Consider the following 23,413-nt stretch of genomic DNA (forward strand, 5'->3'; position numbering starts at 1 on the left):
GGCCGGCGGCGCCGCAATCACTGGTCATGTGGCTAATACAAGAGCCGGTCACCTATTAGACTTCTGCGGATGTCCGCCACCACAACGCCGGTTCGGTCATGAGCGACGACGACACTCCCGACGTCGGCTTGACCGGACGTCCGCCGCGGAATATCCCCGAGCCGCAGCCCCGTTCGACGCACGGGCCGGCCAAGGTCATCGCGATGTGCAACCAGAAGGGCGGCGTCGGCAAGACGACCTCCACCATCAACCTCGGGGCCGCGCTGGCCGAGTACGGCCGCCGGGTGCTGCTGGTCGACCTGGACCCGCAGGGCGCGCTGTCGGCGGGCCTGGGGGTACCGCACTACGACCTCGCGCACACCGTGCACAACCTGCTGGTCGAACCGCGGGTCGGTATCGACGACGTGCTGGTGCAGACCTCGGTGGAGAACCTGGACCTGGTGCCCTCCAACATCGACCTGTCCGCGGCCGAGATCCAGCTGGTCAACGAGGTGGGGCGCGAGCATTCCCTGGCGCGGGCGCTGACCCCGGTGCTGGACCGCTACGACTACCTGCTGATCGACTGCCAGCCGTCGCTGGGCCTGCTCACCGTCAACGGCCTGGCCTGCGCCGACGGCGTGGTGATCCCGACCGAATGCGAATACTTCTCGCTGCGCGGCCTGGCACTGCTGACCGACACCGTCGACAAGGTCCGCGACCGGCTCAACCCGAAGCTGGAGATCAGCGGCATCCTGCTGACCCGTTACGACCCGCGCACGGTCAACTCCCGCGAGGTGATGTCGCGGGTGGTGGAGCGCTTCGGCGACCTGGTGTTCGACACCGTCATCACCCGCACCGTGCGCTTCCCCGAGACCACCGTCGCCGGCGAGCCCATCACCACCTGGGCGCCGAAGTCCGGCGGCGCGCAGGCCTATCGTGCGTTGGCCCGCGAAGTCATTGACCGATTCGGCGCGTGAACGCCGACACTGAGAAGGCCGACGCCCCCGCTGAATCGCCGGGCTTCCAGGTCCGACTGACCAACTTCGAGGGTCCGTTCGACCTGCTGCTGCAGCTGATCTTCGCGCACCGGCTCGACGTCACCGAGGTGGCGCTGCACCAGGTCACCGATGACTTCATCGCCTACACCCGCGACGTCGGCGCGCAGCTGGAGCTCGAGGAGACCACCGCCTTTCTGGTGATCGCCGCGACGCTGCTCGACCTCAAGGCGGCCCGGCTGCTGCCGGCCGGTCAGGTCGACGACGAAGAGGACCTGGCACTGCTTGAGGTCCGCGACCTGTTGTTCGCGCGGCTGCTGCAATACCGGGCGTTCAAGCACGTCGCGCAGATGTTCGCGGAGCTGGAAGCCGCCGCCCTGCGCAGCTACCCGCGCGCGGTGTCGCTGGAAGACAACTTCGCCAACCTGCTGCCCGAAGTGATGATCGGTGTCGACGCCGAGTCGTTCGCCCAGATCGCGGCCGCCGCGTTCACACCGCGCCCGGCGCCGGTGGTGGGCCTTGAGCACCTGCATCAGGTGATGGTGTCGGTTCCCGAGCAGGCCGGTGTGGTGTTGCGGCTGTTGGAGGCCCGCGGCACGGGGCAGTGGGCGTCGTTCTCCGAACTGGTCGCCGACTGCTCGATGCCGATCGAGATCGTCGGCCGCTTCCTGGCGCTGCTCGAACTGTATCGGGCCCGGGCGGTAGCATTTGAGCAGTCAGAACCACTTGGTGTGCTCCAGGTGTCGTGGACCGGGGAACGCCCCACCAATGAAGACCTGGTGAAAGCAGAATCGGCCGAGTAGTGCGAGACGAATTGATGACTGACCACATGCCCGACTCCGAAGTGGCGGAGGATGTCGAGGCGCCCGAGGCTGCCGACCCTGTGGAAGACCACGAAGGCACCGAGGAATCCGCCGGCCCGTCGGGCTCCAACCTGGGTATCGACGTCGCCCTGGCACCCGAACTCGAGGACGCCGAGCTGGGATCGGTGCTCGAGGCGCTGCTGCTGGTCGTGGACACCCCGGTGACCGTGGAGGCACTGGCGGCCGCCACCGATCAACCGGTCTACCGGATCACCGCCAAGCTGCGGACGATGGCCGACGAGTTCACCGAACGCGACAGCGGCATCGACTTGCGCGAGACCGGCGGCGGCTGGCGGCTGTACACCCGCGCCCGGTTCGCGCCGTACGTGGAGCGGCTGCTGCTCGACGGTGCCCGCTCCAAGCTGACCCGTGCCGCGCTGGAGACGCTGGCCGTGGTGGCTTACCGCCAGCCCGTGACGCGAGCCCGGGTCAGCGCGGTGCGCGGCGTCAATGTCGATGCGGTGATCCGAACCCTGGTGGCACGCGGCCTGATCACCGAGGCGGGCACCGATCCCGACTCGGGTGCGGTGACGTTCGCGACCACTGAGCTGTTCCTGGAGCGACTGGGCCTGTCGTCGCTGACCGACCTGCCCGACATCGCCCCGCTGCTGCCCGACGTCGACGTGATCGACGACTTGAGTGAAAGCCTGGATAGTGAACCGCGTTTCATGAAACTCGGCGGTGCGCCGGCGAGCGATCAGCCGCTGGCCTTCGATGTGGATCACCTCTGATGGCGTGGCCGGACGAAGAACAAGACGGTGTGCGCCTGCAGAAGGTGCTGTCGCAGGCCGGGGTCGCCTCGCGGCGAGTCGCCGAGCGGATGATTCGCGACGGCCGGGTCGAGGTGGACGGTCGGGTGGTGACCGAACTGGGCACCCGCGTGGACCCGTCCTCCGCGCTGATCCGGGTCGACGGGGCCCGGGTGACCGTCGACGACACCCGGGTCTACCTGGCGCTGAACAAGCCGCGCGGTGTGCATTCGACCATGTCGGACGACCGTGGACGGCCGTGCATCGGCGACTATGTCGAGCACCGAGTTCGCGGTGACGCCAAGCTGTTTCACGTCGGGCGCCTCGATGCCGACACCGAGGGCCTGATGCTGCTGACCAACGACGGCGAATTGGCGCACCGGCTGATGCACCCGTCGTATCAGGTGCCCAAGACCTATATCGCCACCGTGGTGGGCACCATCCCGCGCGGGCTGGGCAAGAAGCTGCGCGAGGGCGTCGAACTCGACGACGGGCCGGCGAAAGTCGACGACTTCGCGGTGGTCGACACGGTGCCCGGCAAGTCGCTGGTGCGGGTCACCCTGCACGAAGGCCGTAAGCGGATCGTTCGACGGATGCTGGCGGCGGTCGGATTTCCGGTCCAGGAGTTGGTGCGCACCGACATCGGTTCGGTGGAGCTGGGGGAGCAGCGTCCCGGCAGCATTCGGGCGTTGACCCGCAAGGAAGTCGGCGAACTCTATGCGGCGGTGGGCCTGTGAGCACGGGCAGCGCGGCAGTGGTCGCCATCGACGGGCCGGCCGGAACCGGAAAATCCACGGTCGCCCGGGGATTGGCGGCGGCGCTGGGCTCACGCTATCTGGACACCGGCGCGATGTACCGGGCCGTCACGCTGGCGGTGCTGCGCTCCGGCGTCGCGCTTGATGACATCGACGGCATCGGCGCGGTCGCACAGGGTGTCGAGGTCTCGGTGGACTCTCAGCCCGAGGGAGACCGCGTTTTCCTTGGCGAGGAAGAGGTTTCGCGAGAGATCCGCGGCGACGAGGTGACCCGCGCGGTGTCGGCGGTGGCCGCGGTTCCCGCGGTGCGCACCCGGTTGGTCGCGCTGCAGCAGCAGTTGGCCGCCCAAGGCGGCGGCGTGGTGGTGGAAGGCCGCGACGTGGGCACCGTGGTCCTGCCCGACGCCGACGTGAAGATCTTCCTGACCGCCTCTGCCGAGACCCGGGCCCAGCGGCGCAATGACCAGAACATCGCAGCGGGTCTGCGCGACGACTACGCCGGCGTGCTGGCCGACGTGCTGCGCCGCGACGAGTTGGATTCCACGAGGGCGGTGTCGCCGCTGCGGCCCGCCGACGACGCGGTGATCGTGGACACCGGAGACATGACCCAGGAGCAGGTGGTCGACCATCTGCGTGACCTGGTTGAGCAGCATTGCGGGGCGATCCGATGAGTGACGGAACCTGGGTCGACGAAAGCGACTGGGAGATCGGCGAAGACGGCGGTTTCGACGATCTGGTCGAGGACTCCGGCCCGCCGCCGGTGGTGGCCGTGGTGGGCCGTCCCAACGTCGGCAAGTCGACGCTGGTCAACCGGATCCTGGGCCGGCGTGAAGCGGTGGTGCAGGATCTGCCCGGGGTGACTCGTGACCGAGTGTCCTACGACGCGCTGTGGACCGGCCGGCGCTTTGTGGTGCAGGACACCGGCGGCTGGGAACCCGACGCCAAGGGCCTGCAACAGTTGGTGGCCGAGCAGGCCGCGGTGGCGATGCGTACCGCCGACGCGGTGATCTTGGTGGTGGACGCGGTGGTGGGCGCCACCGCCGGCGACGAGGCCGCCGCACGGATTCTGCGCCGATCCGGCAAGCCGGTGTTCTTGGCAGCCAACAAGGTTGACAGTGAGCGGGCCGAATCAGACGCGGCGGCGCTGTGGTCGCTGGGAATCGGCGAGCCGTTCAGCATCAGTGCCCTGCACGGCCGCGGCGTGGCCGACCTGCTGGACGAGGTGATCGCCAAGCTGCCCGAGGTGGCCGAAACCGCCGGCGGCGGGGGCGGTCCGCGCCGGGTGGCGTTGGTGGGCAAGCCCAATGTGGGCAAGAGCTCGCTGCTGAACCGGTTGGCCGGCGATGAGCGGTCGGTGGTGCACGACGTGGCCGGCACGACCGTCGACCCGGTCGACTCGCTGATCGAGATGGACGGCAAGATCTGGCGTTTCGTCGACACCGCCGGGCTGCGCCGCAAGGTGGGGCAAGCCAGCGGGCACGAGTTCTACGCCTCGGTGCGCACCCACGGGGCTATCGACGCCGCCGAAGTGGTGATCGTGCTGGTCGATTCGTCGTTGCCGCTGACCGAGCAGGATCAGCGGGTGATCTCGATGGTGGTCGAGGCGGGCCGGGCGGTGGTGCTGGCCTACAACAAGTGGGATCTGGTCGACGAGGACCGGCGTTACCTGCTGGACAAAGAGATCGACCGGGACATGGCCCGGCTGGCGTGGGCGCCGCGGGTGAACATTTCGGCGAAAACCGGTCGCGCCGTGCAGAAGTTGGTTCCCGCGCTGGAGACCTCGCTGGCCTCCTGGGACAAGCGGATCCCCACCGGCCAGCTCAACACCTGGCTCAAAGAGGTGGTTGCCGCGACCCCGCCGCCGGCGCGCGGCGGCCGCGCGCCGCGCATCCTGTTCGCCACCCAGGCGACCTCGCGTCCGCCAACGTTCGTGTTGTTCAGCTCTGGATTTCTGGAGGCCGGTTACCGCCGGTTCCTGGAGCGGCGACTGCGCGAGACGTTCGGATTCGAGGGCAGCCCGATCCGCATCAACGTGCGAGTGCGAGAAAAGCGCGGCCCCAAGCGGACTCGCTGACTTCTTGAGTTAGCCGGATTTGGTCAGCTGAAAATCCCACTGCCCGACCACGCCGCCCGCTGGCCCTCGGCCACACGGTTCCAGGGTGGCGGTGGTCCATTGCCCGGCCAGCGTCACCGCATCGAAGCTGACGGTCTTGGACACCGGCAGCGGGGTGTGGTCCACCGGGCAGTCCATGCTGCCTCGCCCGCTGTACTCCCAGCGGCCACCGTTGAGATGAAACTCCGCGTTCTGCAGCCAGCGTTCGGCGTTGACGGTGGTGCACGTCGCGCCGCACGGGGTGAACGTCCACGTCGCCTCTCGCTGCGACGGGCCGTGCTGGGCGGCGAAGGTGTACGGGCCTGACGGCACCTCCGGGGCGGCCTGGGCCACCGGCGGCGCCCCGAGGGCGAACAGCAGCCCGCAGACAGCACCAACAGCCCGCTTTCCCGTTATGCCGATCATCGCCTCACCTCTCCGCTGGGCTGCCTTAGCCATGCGCACGATCAGCGTAGGGTGCTGCAAATGTCGGTATCGCAGATGGTGTTGATCCTGCTGGCGGGGGTGGGCGCCGGGGCGATCAACGCCCTGGTCGGCTCGGGCACACTGATCACCTTCCCGACCCTGGTGACGCTGGGCTTTGCCCCGCTGACCGCGACGATCTCCAACGCGATCGGCCTGGTGGCCGGTGGTATCTCCAGCACCTGGGCCTACCGTCGTGAACTGCGCGGTCAGTGGGATCGGCTGCGCTGGCAGATACCGGGATCGCTGCTGGGCGCGGTGCTCGGCGCGTATCTGCTGCTGCACCTGCCCGAGAGCGTGTTCAACCGAATCGTGCCGGCACTGTTGGTCGGCGCCCTGGCGCTGGTGGTGATCGGGCCGAAGATCCAGGCCGTGGCGCAGCGCCGCGCGGCGGCCGAGGGCCGTTCGACCGACCAGCTCAGCGGTGGTCGGCTGACGGCATTGGTGGTCGGCACCTTCGTCGTCGGTGTGTACGGCGGTTATTTCGCTGCGGCCCAAGGAATTCTGCTGGTCGGTGTGATGGGGGTGCTGCTGCCCGAGTCGATGCAGCGGATGAACGCCGCGAAGAACCTGCTGGTGCTGATCGTCAACGTGGTCGCCGCCGGCGCCTACATGGTGACGGCGTTCGACCGGATCAGTTGGCCGGCAGCCGGATTGATCGCCGTCGGTTCACTGATCGGGGGATATCTGGGCGGTCACTACGGGCGCCGGTTATCCCCGAACGCGCTGCGTGCGGTGATCCTGGTGGTCGGTCTGATCGGGCTCTACCGGCTGTTGACGGTCTAGCCGGTTCAGGCGGGGTTCTGCCTGCGCCACCGCTCCCAGCGATTGCGTGGCGCCCGGGCCGAGGCCATCACCTCATTCATCGACGCGGCGTGCGGGTGCTCCGGTTGCGGCGGCGCCTTCGGCGTCACCACCGCGGGCTCGGTGCCCTCCCACCAGACCGGTTGCAGCAGTGCCGAAACCACCGGGATGGCGTGACCGACACTCTTGCGTCCCCACTGGCAGGCCCGGTCGATGGTGGCCGCCGACGGCGCCAGGTTGACCGGTGACAGGGTGGGGGAGAACCGGACCAGATGGTCCGCGTAGGGCGCGTTGCGCACCATCTGCAACTGGATCGCCTGGGTGATCGGCACCAGCCACAGGTGCTTGGGGTCCCACTGCGGGTGGAAACAGTCGAAGGCGAGATAACAGGCGTTGCGGGTGCCCAACCGGCCTGCCCGGACGCGTTTCCAGGCCAGCTCCAGGGGCACATTGCTGGCCGCGCCACCGTCGACCAGGGCACCGACGTCGTGCTCGTCTAGTAGCGCATCGAACAGCGGCTCCATGGCCGGGTCCTTGGGCTCGTGGTGCAGCACCCCGGGGATCGCCGACGAGAACGACGCTGCGTCAACGACATTGACGTCGCGGTCCGGGTTGTCGCCGCCGATCACGATCGGGGTCACCACCCGGGGGTCGATGAACGCGGCCGTCTGCCACATCCGTGTGGCCACCTGCGGGCCCAGGCCGATCGACAGATACGGGAAGGACCGCAGCTGCAGGCCGGCCAGGCGCTGGTTGCGGTAGCGCCCCGGCAGCGCCGCAAACGGCTGGCGGCGCACCCCGGCCACCACGGCGTCGAACGGAATCGCCAGATCCGACATCTTCATGGGCGCGCCGTCGTCGCGGCGGAACATCGCGTCGGCGAAAAGATCGAAGTTCAAGGCGAACACACCGGTCAGGCCGTGGCGGCGGCGCAGTCGCTCGGGCCCCAAGATGGCGCGGAACGACACCGTCTTGGCCCACTCGATGTATTCGTGGATGGGCACCGGAAGGGTGCGGCTGACGACCGAGCCCAGGATGGAACCGAACGAAGAGCCGATCAGGTAGTCGGGCACCGCCCCGGATTCCAGCAGGGCCTCCATGCCGCCGATGTAGACGAAGCCGGCGCCGCCCCCACCACCGAGGACGGTGACCAGCTTCTTGTGGCCCACCTCGGCGTCGAGCTCGGCCAGGGAGAAGTCGTTGCAGTGGCGTTCGGCCAGCAGGCGGCGCTGCTCGTCCTGGTCGGCGGTCAGCGTGCTCAGGGTGTCGCGGGCGGCGACCAAGGCCATCACCGGATCGCGTTCCTCGCGCAGCGGGCCGCGCATCGCGTCGGCCACCTTGGCCCGCCACCCGGCCAACTCCGCGCCGACCGCGACGTCACCGCGGCCGCGGGCGCCGCCCGGGCCGGCGGCACCGGGCTCGAAGTCGTCGAGCCGGGCGAAGTTGAGCAGATACCGCAGCCGGCGCAGCTGCTCGGCGCTGAGCACGTCGGGCCGGCGCAGCGTGTGCCGGATGAGGCGATTTTCCATCTTCTGCAGCAGCAGGATGGTGTCGCCGGTATCGACGACGTCCACTACTTCATCGGTGACGGCCGAGTCGGTGCTGGTCTTGGGGGTGTCTATGGGGTCCGTGGGGTCGGGCATGGCCGACCACTGCTGCGAGGGGGGAAGCTGCATAAGTGGTGGTTCCTGAGGGGTAGTCGCGCTGCCGAGGGGAGGCAGTCCCGCGTGGCGAGCCTACGCGGTCGAGGTGTCGTCACGCGGATTCGGGACACGCGCGGGCGTGCGGTAGCATTTCGACCTGCTGCCGGAGATGTTCGGCGGTGGCGGGCTGTGGCGCAGTTTGGTAGCGCACTTGACTGGGGGTCAAGTGGTCGCAGGTTCAAATCCTGTCAGCCCGACACAGGTCAGAGGTGGTTTTTTGGGGTTCGGAGGGTTTCCGGAAGCGGGGTTTGACCCCAGTTTTGACCCCAGTTGGTTGTCGGTACCCTCGCCTACGGTCGTTTGCCATGGCTAGCACCGTCAATTCCCGTACTCCCGTCACCGACGCAGCGGCGTGGATCGATGCGTTGGCCGACGACTCGCAGCGGGCGCTGATGGCGCTGGGTCAGCTGCTTGTCGGCGTTGCGGAACGGCCGCCAAAAAGTGAGACTGCAGAACGGTTCACACTCCGCTGCCTCGGAGTGCCCGGTCACTCGCACGTCATCGACGAAGAGCGCGCTTTGTCGGCGGTCACGCGGCTGACCGCGGCGCTGGCGCTCGCCGAGCTGATTGAGAAGCACGCCGATGACGTGGAGCTTGGGCCGTATAGCTACGCGGATCCGCCGTCCTGGACAGAGGCCGAAGTCGGCGAAACCACCTACCACCACCCGCACAAATTGCGCGCGGCTTTTTCCGTCGGAACGCTGCTGCCGCATACCGCTGTGGTGATCAGCATCGACACGCAAATGTCTCTCGGGCACAACCCTGAGATCACCGCATACGTGCATCGCGATTTTCAGCGCGACGCACGGGCCGTCCTGGACTAGCTGCTGCACCGCGCGGACGAGCTGAATCCGTACCGTGGCAAGGTGTGCCGCGCCAGCTACAGCGGTGGGCTGGTACTGACCGTCATCGACCTGCCCACGCAGCTCACTCGCGACACCGTGGTGGTCGATGAAACGGTGTGGAAGGAAATCGATCTTGCCGTGACCGCGGTTCGGGATCAGCACGAGCTGCTGAACCGTCACGGGCTCGGCTCCCGCCGCGGGGTGCTGCTCTGCGGCCCGCCGGGCACCGGGAAGAGCGCGGTGAGTGCCGTGATTGCCCGTGAATTGGTCGGGGAGTTCACCGTGATCTACGTGGAGGCACGCGCCGGAGAAAGACTGCTCACGAGCGTCGTCGAGGCGTCGCAGAAACTCGGCGGGCCGGTCATGCTGGCGTTGGAGGACGTCGACCTGTGGTGTCGGGATCGTAGCCGCGGCGACGGTGGCGGCCTCAGCGAATTGCTACAGGCCATGGACATTGCTTCGGACGCGCGAATCCTCACCATCGCGTCGACCAATGACATCAGCACACTTGATGCAGCGGCCGTAAGAACCGGGAGGTTTGACAGCGCCGTGGAAGTGGGTTTCCCGACCCGGCCCGACTCGGCGCGAATTCTCTCGGCCCTCATCGACGGGTTGCCGGGCGCCGACACCGTCGACTGCGCCGCGGTGGCGGGCCGGCTGCCGGAGCGCACCAGCGGCTCCGACCTGCGCGAGATTGTGCGGCGTGCGGTGCTCACCGCGAAGGGCGGGGAACTGACCACCGCGGCGCTGCTGGCCGAGATCGGTTCCGGGCGGTACCGGGCTGCCCTGCCCGGCAGCGGAACCTACCTCTAGCCGCGGTTTGACGGCCGCAGTGCAATCGCGTGAAACCGCCCCGGCCGCATTCTCAGCGGCCGGGGCTGCGCGGTGGGTTCAGCGGTCGAGGCGGTCCAGGCCGGCGATGCCAGCGATGAGACCCGACCAGACCGCGTCCGCCGTCGCGATCTTCGCCTCATCGCTGAGGCTGTCAGCGGTGTCGGTGTCGAGCACCTCGATCCCTCTCGCCGCCGCTGTTGCCAGCGCGGCCACGGTCTCGATGCTGTCCCGGATATTTGCGTACTCCGTAGTCGTTTCCATGCGCTGAGCCTGCGCCGGAATCCGTTGCTGCGCAAGCGCCGTCACCGACGCTGACCCACGCGGCGTGAAGCGGATCCGGCAACGGGCACTGGCGGTGCCGGACCCGGTGCCGGGTGCGGCCGCCGTGGCGGGGCAGGGGCATCGGTGCCGATGCCGGCGGAGTTGCCGGGTGCGGTGCCGGTCGGGGATGCCGCCAAAACAATGCCGTGTGATCGTGGTCACAGTGAGGTGCTGGCTGGGGAGGGGTGTTTTGAAACCGCGCCCCAGACACGCGGTGTGTCAAAAAGGTGGTGCCTGCGCTCCGCGGGTGGCGATAGCGGCGGCGTTGCGCAGCATGTCGGCGGGACCGTGGATTTTCACGACGTCGGCGGCGGCGCGCTGTTGGAAGGCTTCGGCGCCGGCGCCGGTCCAGGGGGTGCCTCCGGGATTCTTTGCAGCGTCGCGGACTTCGGTGAACGCGGCTTCCCATGTGTTGGCGAGGTTGGTCCAGGCGGTGGCGTTGGTGGTGAGGTAATCCCAGTTGGCGTCTTCGATCTCGGTCAGCGGCGGCAATCCGGACATCGCGGTCTGCCTGCCTATATCCCGAGCTTGCCGGCGCCGCCGTCGACACCGGAGCTGCGGGGGACCAGCGTGGGAAGACTGGCTCCGTGCTGGGGGACTGCGGCCAGGACGGCGGCGCCGTCATGGTCCATCGACTCGTACTCGCGCGCGGCGGTGCTCAGCTTGTTCGAGTTGGCGGTCATCCGGGATCTGGAGGCGCTGCCGGCGCTGCTTGCACCGGCATTGACGCTGCTGGTTGCAGCGCCGCTGGCCTGCCATGCCGATCCGCTCGCCGCGGGCAGTGCCGGCGCGACCTGACCCGACAGCGCCGCGCAGCGCTGCGCCAGTGTGCGCAGGCTGACCGGGGTGACCCGCAGGACGGGGGTGGTCATGGGGGAACTGTATAAGTGAATTGCTGTTTGCGGAATTCACCGGGGTGGAGTGGGGCCGTTAGCGGGGACTGGCCGGAAACGCCGCGAGCATCAGCATCAAGCAGGTCGGCGATATCGGGTCAGATGGGCATGCGGTAGCCGAAGTACTCGTGGTCCTCGTTGTAGCCGCCCTGGCCTTTGCCGATGTGGGCGAAGGTTTCCACGAACTCGATCGACTCGATCCACTTCACCTGTTTGAAGCCCAGTTCGACCTCGTTGCGCAGGCGCAAAGGAGCGCCGTGGGTTTCGGTGAGCGGTTCGCCATTCATCTCATAGGCCAGGAGTGCTTTCGGGTGGCGCATGTGGTCGATCTTGTGGCAGTCGTAGTAGCGGCCGCCGCCGGGTTCGGACCCGTCGGCCATCGAGGTGAACACCACCCACCGCGCCGACGGCAGTGGCTTGACGATACGCAGGATGTCGAGCATCCGGACACCGCCCCACTTCGCAATGCCCGACCAGCCCTGGATGCAGTAGTGCTGGGTGATCTGCTCATGTCTGTCCATGGCCAACAGGTCGGCGTAGCTGAAGTCGGTGGGGTTCTCGACCAAGCCGCTCACCCGGAGCCGGTAGTCCACCCAATTTCCCGCCTGGAGTTTCCGGTAGTGCTCAGAGGCTGGCAGCGTCCCGTTGGGCCAGAAATAGGGGGAAATGTCGTCCTCGGAATACTCCGCCTCCGGGTTGAACCACTCCATCAGCCCCTTGATCCAACCGACGGAGGCACGGCCGACCGTTTGGATTACTCGCGGATAGCGCAGTGTGACGGGCGATGCCGCCAGCCACAACACGATGATCACCGCCATGGCCAGCACGTAGACCGCCAGCGCCCAGTACGAGTCGGTGTCGGTGCCGAAGACGATGTGGTTCAGGTTCCCGACCAGCCCGGTGGTGAACACCATCGCGGTGTGCACGGCGATGAAGAACACCATCCACGCCAGCACGCCGAAGTGAATCGACCGGGCGACCTGCCGGTTGGCCGGTCCGCTGCCCAGTCCGAACCGCGCCGCAATCGCCGGGGCTTGCAGCAGGCCGGTGATGAATGCCAGCGGCGCGAACATGAAGACGGTCAGAAAATAGGCGATCAGTTGCAGGCTGTTGTAGGCGACGAATCCGTCGTTGGCGGGGAAGTCCAGCGACAGGTATTGGACCATGGTGGATGCGGCATTGGGGATAACGTCCCATGACTGCGGAACGATGCGGCGCCACTGCCCGGTCGCGAACAGCAGCACATAGAAGACGATGCCGTTGAGCAGCCACAGTGCGTCAAAGGTGAAGTGCCACCAGCGCGCCAATCCGATGGTGTGCCGGGTGCCGGGGATGCCCAGCCACCGCGGCAACGAGACCGAATCGTCCTTGGCGGTCCACGCGCGCGACGGCTCGGACGGGTTCAACCGGTCCGGCGGAACCGGCCCGCGTAACCGCAGCCAGGCCGTGCCCGGGGTGCTGCCGGCGTTCAGGTAGAGCCGCGGATGGTCGGCCAGGATCTGTAAACCCGCCCGAATGATGAACATCATGAACATGATGTTGAACAGATGCGACCAGCGCAGCCATGCCGGAAAGCCAGAGGGCTCTGCGCCATCGGTGGCCGGCGTGCCCGGGTAGCGCGCGATGAACTCCTGCATCCAGTCGAACTGGCGCAGATGTTGGGCGATTGCCACCGCGACCATCAACCCCGCGACTGCCAACGGCACCAGCCATAGCGTGCTGATCCAGCGGCGGCCGATCCGAACCGACGGGATGTGGGCAGGCTCATCGGCGATCCCGCCGGCCCATTCGCCGACGCGGACGTGCTCGCCAAAGACATCTATGTGATGAGCATCGGCTTTCGTCGCTTCAGGGCTCATGGCGACACCATATGTGGGAGTTCGCATTTCCGCCGGGTATCGGCGGAGGTGCTACCGGGGCATTTCTTCCGCTTCCACTTCTCGCCCGACGCCGTCGGCATCCGACTGTGGATCATCGACTACACCGTGATCGAACGCGGCCAGGAGAACAGCTACTCGGCGCCGCACGTGTGGCCGAGGTGTCGGCGCGGCGAATGGTGGCGAATCTGCTGCGGGATCGACTGCCGGGCCTGACGGAACACGACGTGTACAGCGAGGAACTTGGCTGACGCTCCCGCGCAGCCATACAGCGCGGGAGCGGTTCCTCTTGAAGATGTCTCACGGTTTGGGGACGCTGGTCGCATGACGACCGAGTATCCGCCACTGACCGACATGATCCAGATCGGCGCCGACATCGACGAGGCCAAGACCGCACTGTCCAAGATCGAGGTCGGTGACCTTCCTCATCTTTCCCAGCGCATCGCCTACGCCCAGGCCTCCGCCACGCTCGCTATCGCAAAACTGCTCTACAAAACGCATCTCCAATAGCAGCAGTAGTAGCTGCGGCTAACCGCCGCCGGGCATAGCTCGGGCGTCCACGACGCGCGCGACCGCGAGTCTGCGTTCTGGAAGGAGCTGGGTCGCCGGTTCTGGAGGGGGCTGGGTCGCCCGCAAAGCCCGCGCGATCACCAGGTGTAGTCACCGATTGCCATCCCCCGTCCCGATCTCCTTTGGGACCGACGGCCGAGCCTCAATCACCGTCCAGCATGGGTGTAGTTGTCATGTCCAGATTGAGCAGGGCCGACAGTGCTGCTCGAACGCGTCAGCTGCTGCTTGAGGCAGCAGAAGCCGTGTTCGCTGAGCGAGGGTTCGCCAATGCCTCACTCAGCGAGATTGGCGAGCGCGCGGGTTTTTCCCGCGGCGCGCTCTACGCGAACTTCGCCAACAAGACCGAGCTGTTCTTGGCACTCCTGGACAGGTGGCTCGGCGCTGAGATCGCTGAACATCGCGAGATCATCAGCTCGGGCACCACCGTGCAGCACGACATCGATGCCCTTCGCGGTGGCGGCGGTAACCGCTTCGCCGACAAGCAACGTCACCTGCTACTCACCGAGTTCCGGCTTTACGCACTCCGGCACCCGGAGGCCGCCGATCGACTCCAGGAATACGACCGAGTCTCACGCCTATGGTTCGCACGGTCCGTAATGGACGCCTTCGCGCGGGCGAAGTTGACCCCACCAGTATCACCCAACGACATCGCACTGCTGGCCCTTGCACTTGAGCACGGCATCGCAACACTGGCGCACACTGACCCGCAAGCCATTTCGCAGGACTCGTTCAGCGATATGCTGACACTCCTAACGCGCGGACTCACCGCCGTCGCGCTCCAGCCGGATAAGTCCTAGAGGGACCGCGCTATGGGACGGCTGGGATACCGCGTTGTCCAGTCGCCTGGCCTACCCCGAAGTCCGTGCGGCACTTGCGGCTGCCCGAGCGTGGCTGGGAGGACTCTGGACCTCCACCCGCACTACGTCTACGTGCTCCAGCTGCAACGGCATCGCGCCATCGATCACCACCGCATCGCTGCGGGCGGTGGTCTCCGCGGTGAACAGGGCGCGGCGGGGCGGTGAGTTGAGGTGACGGGAGTAATTCTCACTCAGGCAGCGGAACTCCGCCTATCGCGCACCACTCGGCCAGTGGATCGCCGAGACGGTCTTGCACAGCGGCTTCGGGCGCGTTGACGTACCGCGCCAGCGCACGGAGATGAGTCCGAGTCGCAATCGCAGCGAGCGCCGTCACCTTGGCGCTCGTTCTCGGCGACGAGTGCATAAGGATTGTCGGCACCCCATTCACGTGTCGGCCGGTGGGGATGGACTCCCGGACGCCGGCGTAATGGAGGCGACCATGTGCTGCGGCTGAAAGCAGCTTGTAGGGCATCCGGGCCTCGTGCTCGCTGAGACCAGATGCAGCGAACAGCTGCCGCACGATGTTGGTCTCCGCGGCGGGTTGATCCTCATCCGCCTGGTCTGCACCGACAAGGTACGGCGCATCATGCGGTCGTGGCCTGCGTCTGCGCCCGATCCGCAGTCCGGCGGACGCGCCGATTTCAACGAGATCACCGGTGCGGGCGACGATGTGTTCACTGATCTCTTCGTCAGTGCGATTCAACGGCGCATCGTAGAGGCCTGCAAGCTCCTCGTTGAGGTAGCGCTGAAGTCGCTCCTGCCGCGTACCGCCGCCGACGATGAACCAAGCCTTCGCCGCTGTGATCACACAGGTCCGTGCCACCGGATACGGCGCGAAGAATACCTTCGGCGCTGATAGCCCGGCGGCGATTCCATGATGCAAGTCACCCTGTACGACGACCGCCCGGAGCTGGTCCGCAGCGAGTTTGGTTAGGGGCTGTGTCGAGCGTGTACCGCGATGCTCTCCGTCAGCGTCGCAGTCAAGCCGCGCGTCGCTAAGGGGCGCAAACGGATACCTGAATTCCTGCGTCAGAAGAGCTTCCACTGCGTCGCCGAACCGAGAGACGACATTGGCGAGTTTTAGGTAGTCGTCCATGGGGACGCCTGCTGTGTGGTTCATCGTGGAGAATCATGCACCGCACCGTAGACATCAGGGGTGCAGGCGGTGGTTCGAGCGCGGCGCGGGCAACTCATCTTGAGTGCCGGCTACCTTGCTCCCTCCGCGTCGTAGAAGTCATCGACGGTCCAGGTATCCGCCCCGACCGCCAGCACCTCCGTCTCAGAGCTCAGTCCACGGCGATTCATGGCACGCGCGATCATTTCCACAGGGAGCCGCTCCGGCGTGTTCGGGCCGGCGACAACGGTTACGGAGAAAGTGCGCGAGTCGTGGGGGCGGATGTCGCCGACGTCCCAAGTGACTTCGAACGAGTCCACGCTTTCTACGACCGACCCGGCTTGCGACTGGGTGCGGAGCGGCTTCGACAGACGTGCCTGGGTGAACGCGACGGGCTTCGGCCTCATCTTGTCGAGCGGGTTTGGCCACTGTGGGCGCGGCGGGAGTTCATCGACGCTCGGCGGAGAGGTGCAGACCAGAAGGCCGTGTTTTGGGATGCGCACGGTCAGCTGCACTCCGGACACAGGGTCGTCGGTCTCGTTACTTACGCGGAAGCACACGGTGTTGGCTTCGTCGTCCAAGACGATTTTCCGCAGAACGTGATCGAGCAACAGTCGCCGGATATCCATCAGGTAGACCCGCAATCGCCGGCTGAATTCCTCGGCGTCTTTGGGGTCGGCGTACCTGAAGATTCCCATCGGGCCGGTGTAGCCGCTCTGCGAGCTAAGCAAGTCGCCCCAACGTGGACGAGCCGGGTTCGGCGGCGGCGTGGGGCGTGGCGGCGGACGGTCCGGGGGCTTGCCGCTGGTTGTCCGCACATGCGCCTCGTGTCGTTGCAGCCAGTCCTCAAGTTGCGCCAGGTCACCGCTGAGCCGGGTGAGCGGCTTAGCAGTGCATGTCGGCTGGATGTCCAGCTCCGCCAGCCGAGCACCAGCTAGTAGGCGGTCTTGTAGCATTTCGATTTCCTTCGGACCTGCAGGTTCAGATAGCGCAGCGCCGCGGTGAAAGATGGTGCCGGCATCGACGTTGTACTTGTCTTTGTTGTAGGTCTTCTGTTTGTTGTAGGTCTTCTGCAACGTGTAAATCCGGTTACCCGGTTTCGGCGGCTCCACGACGATTACCAGCACCGTCACGCCCAAGAACGAGACGTGGTGAGGCGTCCAACGAGGGCCGTCGACGTAGGTCTTGAGCCGTTGCCCGAGGGTGGCGTGGTCGTCAGCCGCGATCCCGGTGGCGGCGCCGGGTTCGACTCCAACGGCCACGTATGCGGCACCTTCGCATGCGAGCTGCGCCTGTTCAACGGATCGATTCGCGAACCCCAGGATCGCCTTGGCAACGGTGAACCGGCCTTCGGGGCTTGCCATGTTCAGGGAGCTCTTCCACTCCAGCCAGTTCGTCTCCTGGGTGCCGGCTGGGGAGCGGTGGATCGCCGCGACGAGCCCTTGCAACTCGTCGGGGGTGCGCATCGCTTGTGTGCGGTCAATATCATCCAGCGTGACGGGCTTGCCAGTCTCCGGGTGCACACGACGAGCCTATTGCGAAGGCGCGACAATGCGGCGTAGGCGGGCGGCTCGGCTGTGGACACAGGCGGCTCGGCTGGAGAGGCGGTCGTCGGCAAACGGCAGCATACGTGTCGGCGCGTTGCAGAGGAGCGGCCGCTGGCCGTGCCTACGCTGCCGGAGACGCGGCAGGAAACACCGACGAATCCATTCGGCTCGACTCCTGGCGAACCATGACGCGCGGGAGGATCTGTTGGGACGCGATATTTTTCAGCAACGCGAATGCTGGCTCGAAGAGCTGCGTGAGTATGTGAATCGCGACGAGTCGATCATCTGCGATGCCGGCTACATGTCGCTGCCGGCGATCACCGACGAGATCAGGGAGGCCGCTGCCGATCCGCGGCCGCACACCCACTTACAGAGGTACGACTGGAAGTCGCGGGCTCGCGACCTCGACGACACTCGCGCGTGGTTGGGGCCTCGGCTCCGTGCCCTGGTGGAGCCGGCGGCTTCGGACGTCTCGACGGCGATCACTGCCGACCTTCTGACACCCAAGCGCAACGGAAACTTCGACCTCCACAACTCGAAGCGGCCACTCGTGCTGGCGAAAGTGCAGGCGCTGGCGAAGCTCCTGGAGCGCGATGACACGATCTCCGCGGCGTGGCTCGACCTCGTGGCGGCGTGCCAAAGCCTGGACCATTCCCTTTATCCGACAGAGCGCGTGAAGTTCTTGCGCGACACCGTCGTAGCCCTCTGCGCGCGCAGGGAGCAGGATCTAGGACCGTTCGGCTCTCTCCGCACGGCGGTGGAGGTCCTCCTCGGTTCCGACCTCCAGGTACGCCGCGCACAGTTCATGCTTGGAGACATCGAGGGGCTGGGTGAGTTCGAGGTCGGTCAGGACTCGGACCTCACCCCGAGCGAACTGCAAGACCTCGCCGCGCGAAGTGTGGCGGCGCGGTCGCCCGACGGAGACTACGTGGTCTGGTTTCGGATAGCGCGTGCCTACGTGAAGGGCGGGGTGTCGGTCAGCCACGGCGATGTCACCTTTTATCAAGCCCACTCGCTCTCAACGGCTCTGACGGACCCCAATGTCGCGCGTGAAATGTTCGACGTGGTCCCCGAAGAGCTGCTCATCGAGGAAATTCGACAGTTCCAAGGAGCTACAGGCGATGACGGGCCTTCCGAAATCCGCGGATTTGAGTGGCAGGACCGGGGACTGGTGTACGCCCGCGTCGAAGTGCGCGGTGTGAAACGGCATCTCGCCGCGGCGCGCGCCCGAACACTCCTCGACGCCATCCTCCAAGTGAACGGAACTCCGGAGAACGCGTGGAAGATTCTGCGGGGCCAACTGCTGTTCGGGGAGGGCGAGCGCTACCTCTACAACTCACTCGAATGGGGCCTAAAGGAAACTCGGGATTACGGTCAGCTCTACTACGAGAACGATCACTTCACGGAGACTCTGAAGGGGATGACCGACGGGGGCCACGTGATTTCCGCGGAGACCGCCCAGAGCCTTGCGCCTGTCCTTCGGCTGCAGACAGAACTGATGGATACCCCGCTTTCGGACGCCGAGGCCATCGTACGAGCAGCTGTCCGCGCTATCGAGCACTGCAACACCTGGGCCACCCACGGAATGCTGGACTGGGCCACGTTCATCGACGAGTACCTGCTGGATGTCCACACGGTCGAGACGTTCGCGCATCACGCGGTGACAGACGTGTTCGACGCGGCTGTGAGGTACCTCCCAGACCACACACCCGGTGCCCCGGCGCAGCCCGACCTCGACGCCATTCGAAGAGATATCACCATCGACGACTGGGACAACCGAATCATCCGCAATAAGACCGTCGCCCACACAGCTGCGCTCCGAAGGATCTACACGGATCACTGGCTGCGGCGCCGACTCGCCGAACTCGACGACACCCTCGCCTCGGCGGGGTCGCTCGCCGCCGCATTCACGCAGGAGCAATCTCGGGTCAATGCGCGGGTGGACCGCTTGCGGAGGTCGCGCAATGCCGCTATTCACGGCGGAACCCTGTCAGCGGCAGCCTGCGAATCGATCGCAGTGTTCGCCCACCGGATCGCCAGGATGGCGCTGAACAACGTGGTCCGAGCAACCGTGGATAACGAGACAGTGGACGCCCACACTAAGGCCCGCCGAGACGAGTACCACCAGCGATCCGACAACCTGAAGCAGAGCGGAGACCTGGAGTACCTGTTCGGAATCCCGAGGGCATCCTCGGTGTGAGTCGGACCTATTTCCTAACCCGTTGCCACTGCCAGATCGCGTGGTCGAGGTCGGTCGGCGACACGCCCATCGCGGTGGCCGCGGCCGTGACGATCGCCCCGGCGAACTCCGTTGTCATGGTCTTGCGCGGCACCGTTAGTGAGTCCGCCACGAATCGGCAGATCATCCGGTCGGGTTTCACCCCCTGGATCCCGGCGAGCATCTGCACGTAGTGCCAGGTGATGCCAGAGCGTTGACCGACTACGGCCCGCCACGCTGTCCCCAGTCGTGCGAGACGGTCTTCGTCGCCAGTCGCGTCGCGAAGCGCGCCCGTGGTTTCGACACCTTCAGTGGCGAGCGCCTGAGCCGCATATCGGATTGCCTCGGCCTTCAATACCCCGCCGCGGGTGGAGGTCCGGTTCCGGTTGCCGATCTCTTTCGCCCAGCAGTCTGGGCCGCCCAGCTCCTCGAAGGTGGCGAGGAGCTCGGGGACACCGTCGCGCTTCGGGTCGCCGCCTTGCGTTCGGCGGTAGTCCCGGTACCGGTCGACGACCTTCTCCACGCTGGAGTACTTCACGCCCGTCGACTGAATGCTGTCGACGATGCAGAGAGCGAGACCGTCGCGGTAACCCTGCGGTGCCGCGTTGCCGCGGAACTGCTCGCAGCGCGTGACCAGGGACTGCAACTGCTCGGCTGTGTGGGTCACAGGCGCAAGCGTCGCACGGGGCGGTGACAGGCTACTGGGGAGACCACCGAAGCGAGGATGGCGATGCCGGTGAGGTGGCGCCAATATCCCTTAGCTGAACGAAGTCGTCGTTAACGTATGCCGCGTTCGGTCGGAGGTTTCCCGTCGCGAGCTTCGCGGAATCGGAAGTAGGTAGGAGTTTTCGTGGCGAGACACAAGGTCACCGTGCAGCGAGCGTCGGAAGATGAGCTGACCGATCTAGCGTCCTGGTACCACCTGACCGGCCCAGGAATGCCTAACGAGCCCGACGAGGACCTAAACGAGCGTCATGTCAAAGCATTTCGATCGGGAGTTCTGGGATCGGCGTTAGAGCTACCGATGGCGGCTACCTGCAACCGATTGTTCGATAGCGGCCTCGACATGACCGCTCGATTCCTGGCGCGGACTCTGGTCTCGTCAGTGCGGCTGGACGGGCAGACGATCGGAATGCTGGTGATGGCGCCACCTCAGTCTCTGTACGAAAAAGCCATTCGAGAAGTGGCGGGCGCCAGCCAGAAGGTCATCGACCAGGTTCTCCTGGGGACGCTGGTCATGCTGTCCAAGCTCCAGATCGTGTCCATCTCTGCTGAACACCGAGGGCGAGGGCTGGGATCGAGACTGGTGCGACAAGCCGTCGATGTTGCCAGCAAGTCGATGGTCGGACAGGTTTATGGGCAGTTTCGCACGCTGGAGGGCCTAGCGCCGTTTTATACGAAGCTAGGGTTCGATGTGGTCTCAGACGACACTCTTCCGATTGCTGCGGGATACCAACTCGACCTGTATCGCAAGCCGGACGAGACGTTCTTCTCCCGGATTCTGCAACTCAACGTCAGGACCGGCTGAGGCGCACCACCGGTAGCGGGGCCGGCGCAGCTACTGGACCGGGCCGGCCTCAGGCGTCGGGTGCACGTCGGGGCAGTCGGCCATGCAGCAGCCGCACGCCGAAAACCGCTCCATCCCCGCATCTTCGGGATCCTCGCTGCGTATCGACGGATTCGTGCACCGGCCGTCGGGGGAGGGGTGATCGCCACGCGGACAGTCACACCGCTCTGTGGCACCGGAGGGGTCGGTCATGCGGGGAGCATGGCACGGCGGGGCGACAGGACGGGTGCCAGCGCCGGCGCCAGCGGCGGCGCGGTGGTCGAGTTGCGAGTGCATGGCCTGTGGGTAACGTCCAGGTGTATGAAACGGGTTCTGATCGCCACCGTTGCAGCCTCGCTGTCTGCTTTAGCAGTCGCCGGACCGGCGCAGGCCGACGATCAGAGTTTCCTGCAGACGTTGCGCGATCAAGGTCAATACATGCCGCCATGGCTGGACAAGGCTCGCATCGGAGGCGGCTACTGGACCTGCGGTCAACTCCACGCTGGCGTTCCGAGAGCTGACCTCGTACCCCAATTCATCCAGGTCGATGGCAACGTATTCATCGACGCCGCCCAACATAAGCTGTGCCCCGACACACTGGGAGCGGGATCGTGATGGCTCGGCTCGCCATGATCGTCGGCGCGGCGCTGTTCTCCGCGCTCGCTCTCGCCGGACCGGCGCAGGCCGACGACCGGAGCTATCTCGACTATCTGCACAGCCATCCGTATGAACCTGCGAATTGGGCGTACACCGTTCCCGACACCCAGTTGGAGCTCGGACATCGAGCGTGCGGCTGGCTGCGTGCGGGCCAAGAAACACCCGAAAGTGCCATGGCGGCTTTTGACGGCAACTCCGGCTACGGCATCGTTCCGGCCGCACAGCACGAACTCTGCCCAGAAACACTTTCCGCGGCCCCACCCAAATACCCCGCCGCCTCACCGGAGGACGACCAGCGCTACCTCGGCTACCTGCACAGTCAGCCGTATGAGCCCGCGAATTACGCGTACACCGTTCCCGACATTCAGGTGAAGATGGGTCATCGAGCGTGTGGCTGGCTGCGTGCCGGGCTCGAAACGCCAGAGAGTGCGATGGCGGCTTTCGATGGCCGCGCTGGCTACGGCATCGTTCCGGCGGCCCAACAGGAGCTGTGCCCGGACACGCTGGGACCCGCGCAGTGATGCCGCGGCTGCTCACTGTCGTTGGCGCGGCTGTGATCTCAACGGCCGCGTTAGCCGGGCCGGCGCACGCGGATGATGCGAGCTTTTCTGGAGGCTGCGGGACCGATGCCCGGTCCGATCGCGCCGGCGGGCCTCGTCGACATGGGGCACATGATCTGTAGTCAGCTGCGCATCAACCCGTCGACTGACGACCTGGCGGTGCGGGTGTTCGGTGACCGGGCGGTGTGGATGTACGGGTACCTGACCCCTCAGGTGATCGATGCCTCCAAGCATGAGCTGTGCCCAGACACCCTGGTCTGGTCGTTGAGCCGGCGGCCGCACTCGGTATCGCGGCGATCATCGAGGACCGCGACCGCTTCGCTGGCCGACACGTGGTCACCATCGTGTGTGGCAACAACGTCGATATGGACGCCTACGGACATTGGGTTCGCGCGGCCTCCTTGGGATAAGTGGCGGCAGCCCAGAAGTGCTGTTAACTTTCTGGCATGGGTTCGGTGCCGATCAACGCCGCGACGGTCGCAGGTTCAAAACCTGTAAGCGCGACAGAGGTCAAAGGGTAGGGCGACGGTAACCGCACCAGCCGGCGACCGTCGTTCGATGGGGGCTACTCGGACGTCCATGACCAATGAAGAACAACTGCGGCAGATCGCCAGGGACGTATTCCCGGACTGGTCGCGGCCGCCCAGGATCGTGGTTGAGCAGATCGGCGAGCTGGTTAGGCGATGGCCGGTTGAAGGCTTCGCCCGCGAGAAGCTGCCAGATCAGCGGTGCCGCCTTGTGTGGATCGACAGGCAGGCGATCGGACAGTTGATCTACATCGCCGACGCTGCGGAGGAGCAGGATCTGGCTGCGGTGATCCGGCCGCTGAGCCAGGTCGCTGGGGTCGACGTCAAAGCCTTTGGTTCGGCGGACGGTTTCGGGGAGCGGACGTACCGGCGTGCAATGCGGGTGCACTTCGCATTGGGGGATCCGATCGAGGTCGACACGACCCAACACACGAACGACAGTCTTCGTGCTCATGCCGACCGGTTCATCGATCGGGTATTGGACGCAATGGCGGGCGCATCCGCCGGGGAATAGGTGCCGTCGCGTCAGCTGTTCTGGACCGAATCTCTGAGCTGGCGGAGTCGAATGCAGTCTTGGCGATGGCCACATCGCCATCAGCTTGCTGTCGTAACGTTCGGGCGAGC

Annotated in this window: 27 protein-coding genes, 1 tRNA gene and 3 pseudogenes; 22 read left to right on the top strand and 9 right to left on the bottom strand. The window is 66.1% G+C overall.

Annotated features, from left to right (window positions below; translation table 11 throughout):
* The first annotated feature begins 98 nt into the window (after positions 1 to 98).
* From ACKY0X_RS09825 to der, 6 genes are read left to right on the top strand one after another with little or no spacing between them, the layout of a single operon-like run.
* Entirely contained in the window at positions 99 to 956 is an 858-nt protein-coding gene (locus ACKY0X_RS09825) for a ParA family protein (protein WP_024442037.1), read from the top strand.
* Positions 953 to 1,777, top strand: coding sequence for a segregation/condensation protein A (locus ACKY0X_RS09830; RefSeq protein WP_409429272.1), 825 nt, complete (start codon positions 953 to 955; stop codon positions 1,775 to 1,777). The genes ACKY0X_RS09825 and ACKY0X_RS09830 overlap by 4 nt, the downstream gene beginning before the upstream one ends.
* Before the next feature lie 14 nt (positions 1,778 to 1,791).
* Complete coding sequence (gene scpB / locus ACKY0X_RS09835; protein ID WP_409429273.1) at positions 1,792 to 2,568, top strand: SMC-Scp complex subunit ScpB; 777 nt, start codon at positions 1,792 to 1,794, stop codon at positions 2,566 to 2,568.
* Complete coding sequence (locus tag ACKY0X_RS09840) at positions 2,565 to 3,323, top strand: pseudouridine synthase (protein WP_234784636.1); 759 nt, start codon at positions 2,565 to 2,567, stop codon at positions 3,321 to 3,323. Before scpB ends, ACKY0X_RS09840 begins: the two co-directional genes overlap by 4 nt.
* Positions 3,320 to 4,012, top strand: a complete 693-nt coding sequence (cmk, locus tag ACKY0X_RS09845) for a (d)CMP kinase (RefSeq protein ID WP_409429274.1) — start codon at positions 3,320 to 3,322, stop codon at positions 4,010 to 4,012. The genes ACKY0X_RS09840 and cmk overlap by 4 nt, the downstream gene beginning before the upstream one ends.
* Positions 4,009 to 5,415 (top strand): ribosome biogenesis GTPase Der, encoded by a 1,407-nt coding sequence (gene der, locus ACKY0X_RS09850; protein WP_409429275.1) that lies wholly within the window; start codon positions 4,009 to 4,011, stop codon positions 5,413 to 5,415. The genes cmk and der overlap by 4 nt, the downstream gene beginning before the upstream one ends.
* A 9-nt stretch (positions 5,416 to 5,424) precedes the next feature.
* On the opposite strand, the gene ACKY0X_RS09855 is transcribed toward der, so the two are convergent.
* Positions 5,425 to 5,859 (bottom strand): hypothetical protein, encoded by a 435-nt coding sequence (locus ACKY0X_RS09855; RefSeq protein WP_409429276.1) that lies wholly within the window; start codon positions 5,857 to 5,859, stop codon positions 5,425 to 5,427.
* Positions 5,860 to 5,919: 60 nt separating this feature from the next.
* On the opposite strand from ACKY0X_RS09855, the gene ACKY0X_RS09860 reads away from it, so the two are divergent.
* A complete protein-coding gene (locus ACKY0X_RS09860) occupies positions 5,920 to 6,702 on the top strand; it encodes a sulfite exporter TauE/SafE family protein (RefSeq protein ID WP_409429277.1) in 783 nt (260 codons plus the stop codon).
* Between the two features lie 5 nt (positions 6,703 to 6,707).
* Here ACKY0X_RS09860 and ACKY0X_RS09865 read toward each other — a convergent pair whose 3' ends face one another.
* Positions 6,708 to 8,363: a patatin-like phospholipase family protein gene (locus ACKY0X_RS09865; RefSeq protein ID WP_409429573.1), complete on the bottom strand. Its 1,656-nt coding sequence runs from the start codon at positions 8,361 to 8,363 to the stop codon at positions 6,708 to 6,710.
* 183 nt (positions 8,364 to 8,546) lie between these two features.
* Here ACKY0X_RS09865 and ACKY0X_RS09870 point away from each other — a divergent pair.
* The 3 genes from ACKY0X_RS09870 to ACKY0X_RS09880 all read left to right on the top strand — a co-directional run bounded on the left by ACKY0X_RS09870 (position 8,547) and on the right by ACKY0X_RS09880 (position 10,081).
* Positions 8,547 to 8,620 (top strand) — tRNA-Pro (locus tag ACKY0X_RS09870).
* A 108-nt stretch (positions 8,621 to 8,728) separates the two neighbouring features.
* Positions 8,729 to 9,247: a hypothetical protein gene (locus ACKY0X_RS09875; RefSeq protein WP_409429278.1), complete on the top strand. Its 519-nt coding sequence runs from the start codon at positions 8,729 to 8,731 to the stop codon at positions 9,245 to 9,247.
* A 42-nt stretch (positions 9,248 to 9,289) separates the two neighbouring features.
* Complete coding sequence (locus tag ACKY0X_RS09880; protein ID WP_409429279.1) at positions 9,290 to 10,081, top strand: AAA family ATPase; 792 nt, start codon at positions 9,290 to 9,292, stop codon at positions 10,079 to 10,081.
* Between the two features lie 78 nt (positions 10,082 to 10,159).
* Here ACKY0X_RS09880 and ACKY0X_RS09885 read toward each other — a convergent pair whose 3' ends face one another.
* From ACKY0X_RS09885 to ACKY0X_RS09900, 4 genes are all read right to left on the bottom strand, one after another.
* Positions 10,160 to 10,408: a hypothetical protein gene (locus ACKY0X_RS09885; RefSeq protein ID WP_409429280.1), complete on the bottom strand. Its 249-nt coding sequence runs from the start codon at positions 10,406 to 10,408 to the stop codon at positions 10,160 to 10,162.
* A 234-nt stretch (positions 10,409 to 10,642) separates the two neighbouring features.
* Positions 10,643 to 10,924, bottom strand: a complete 282-nt coding sequence (locus ACKY0X_RS09890; protein WP_409429281.1) for a hypothetical protein — start codon at positions 10,922 to 10,924, stop codon at positions 10,643 to 10,645.
* 14 nt (positions 10,925 to 10,938) lie between these two features.
* Positions 10,939 to 11,295, bottom strand: coding sequence for a hypothetical protein (locus ACKY0X_RS09895; protein ID WP_409429282.1), 357 nt, complete (start codon positions 11,293 to 11,295; stop codon positions 10,939 to 10,941).
* A 119-nt stretch (positions 11,296 to 11,414) separates the two neighbouring features.
* Positions 11,415 to 13,175 carry a molybdopterin-dependent oxidoreductase gene (locus ACKY0X_RS09900; RefSeq protein ID WP_409429283.1) on the bottom strand — a complete coding sequence of 587 codons (1,761 nt, stop codon included), beginning with the start codon at positions 13,173 to 13,175 and terminating at the stop codon, positions 11,415 to 11,417.
* Between ACKY0X_RS09900 and ACKY0X_RS09905 the strand changes: the two genes are divergently transcribed.
* The 5 genes and pseudogenes from ACKY0X_RS09905 to ACKY0X_RS09925 all read left to right on the top strand — a co-directional run.
* Positions 13,071 to 13,409 (top strand): hypothetical protein, encoded by a 339-nt coding sequence (locus ACKY0X_RS09905; protein ID WP_409429783.1) that lies wholly within the window; start codon positions 13,071 to 13,073, stop codon positions 13,407 to 13,409. The genes ACKY0X_RS09900 and ACKY0X_RS09905 overlap by 105 nt on opposite strands.
* Before the next feature lie 108 nt (positions 13,410 to 13,517).
* Complete coding sequence (locus tag ACKY0X_RS09910; protein WP_409429284.1) at positions 13,518 to 13,703, top strand: hypothetical protein; 186 nt, start codon at positions 13,518 to 13,520, stop codon at positions 13,701 to 13,703.
* Positions 13,704 to 13,936: 233 nt separating this feature from the next.
* Complete coding sequence (locus ACKY0X_RS09915; protein ID WP_409429285.1) at positions 13,937 to 14,560, top strand: TetR/AcrR family transcriptional regulator; 624 nt, start codon at positions 13,937 to 13,939, stop codon at positions 14,558 to 14,560.
* Positions 14,550 to 14,645: pseudogene (locus tag ACKY0X_RS09920) on the top strand (VapC toxin family PIN domain ribonuclease); the annotation flags it as partial. The gene ACKY0X_RS09915 and the pseudogene ACKY0X_RS09920, both read left to right, overlap by 11 nt.
* Positions 14,646 to 14,708: 63 nt before the next feature.
* Positions 14,709 to 14,795 (top strand): annotated as a pseudogene (locus tag ACKY0X_RS09925) (hypothetical protein); the annotation flags it as partial.
* Positions 14,796 to 14,807: 12 nt separating this feature from the next.
* Here the strand turns inward: ACKY0X_RS09925 and ACKY0X_RS09930 are convergent.
* Positions 14,808 to 15,716, bottom strand: a complete 909-nt coding sequence (locus ACKY0X_RS09930; RefSeq protein ID WP_409429286.1) for a hypothetical protein — start codon at positions 15,714 to 15,716, stop codon at positions 14,808 to 14,810.
* Positions 15,717 to 15,826: 110 nt separating this feature from the next.
* On the bottom strand, positions 15,827 to 17,257 hold the full coding sequence (locus ACKY0X_RS09935; RefSeq protein ID WP_409429287.1) for a helix-turn-helix domain-containing protein: 1,431 nt from the start codon (positions 17,255 to 17,257) through the stop codon (positions 15,827 to 15,829).
* 229 nt (positions 17,258 to 17,486) lie between these two features.
* Between ACKY0X_RS09935 and ACKY0X_RS09940 the strand changes: the two genes are divergently transcribed.
* Complete coding sequence (locus ACKY0X_RS09940; protein WP_409429288.1) at positions 17,487 to 19,481, top strand: hypothetical protein; 1,995 nt, start codon at positions 17,487 to 17,489, stop codon at positions 19,479 to 19,481.
* A gap of 7 nt (positions 19,482 to 19,488) precedes the next feature.
* Here ACKY0X_RS09940 and ACKY0X_RS09945 read toward each other — a convergent pair whose 3' ends face one another.
* On the bottom strand, positions 19,489 to 20,166 hold the full coding sequence (locus tag ACKY0X_RS09945; protein WP_409429289.1) for a hypothetical protein: 678 nt from the start codon (positions 20,164 to 20,166) through the stop codon (positions 19,489 to 19,491).
* A 183-nt stretch (positions 20,167 to 20,349) separates the two neighbouring features.
* Between ACKY0X_RS09945 and ACKY0X_RS09950 the strand changes: the two genes are divergently transcribed.
* From ACKY0X_RS09950 to ACKY0X_RS09975, 6 genes and pseudogenes are all read left to right on the top strand, one after another.
* On the top strand, positions 20,350 to 21,027 hold the full coding sequence (locus ACKY0X_RS09950; RefSeq protein WP_409429290.1) for a GNAT family N-acetyltransferase: 678 nt from the start codon (positions 20,350 to 20,352) through the stop codon (positions 21,025 to 21,027).
* A 339-nt stretch (positions 21,028 to 21,366) separates the two neighbouring features.
* Positions 21,367 to 21,660, top strand: a complete 294-nt coding sequence (locus ACKY0X_RS09955; RefSeq protein ID WP_409429291.1) for a DUF732 domain-containing protein — start codon at positions 21,367 to 21,369, stop codon at positions 21,658 to 21,660.
* Positions 21,660 to 22,223: a DUF732 domain-containing protein gene (locus ACKY0X_RS09960; RefSeq protein WP_409429574.1), complete on the top strand. Its 564-nt coding sequence runs from the start codon at positions 21,660 to 21,662 to the stop codon at positions 22,221 to 22,223. Before ACKY0X_RS09955 ends, ACKY0X_RS09960 begins: the two co-directional genes overlap by 1 nt.
* Positions 22,224 to 22,373: 150 nt before the next feature.
* Positions 22,374 to 22,451: pseudogene (locus ACKY0X_RS09965) on the top strand (hypothetical protein); the annotation flags it as partial.
* 50 nt (positions 22,452 to 22,501) lie between these two features.
* A complete protein-coding gene (locus tag ACKY0X_RS09970) occupies positions 22,502 to 22,672 on the top strand; it encodes a hypothetical protein (RefSeq protein WP_409429784.1) in 171 nt (56 codons plus the stop codon).
* A gap of 169 nt (positions 22,673 to 22,841) precedes the next feature.
* Positions 22,842 to 23,303 carry a hypothetical protein gene (locus ACKY0X_RS09975; RefSeq protein WP_409429292.1) on the top strand — a complete coding sequence of 154 codons (462 nt, stop codon included), beginning with the start codon at positions 22,842 to 22,844 and terminating at the stop codon, positions 23,301 to 23,303.
* Positions 23,304 to 23,413 lie beyond the last annotated feature (110 nt).

It is taken from the genome of Mycobacterium sp. SMC-11 (assembly GCF_046250095.1).
Classification (GTDB): domain Bacteria; phylum Actinomycetota; class Actinomycetes; order Mycobacteriales; family Mycobacteriaceae; genus Mycobacterium; species Mycobacterium heraklionense_A.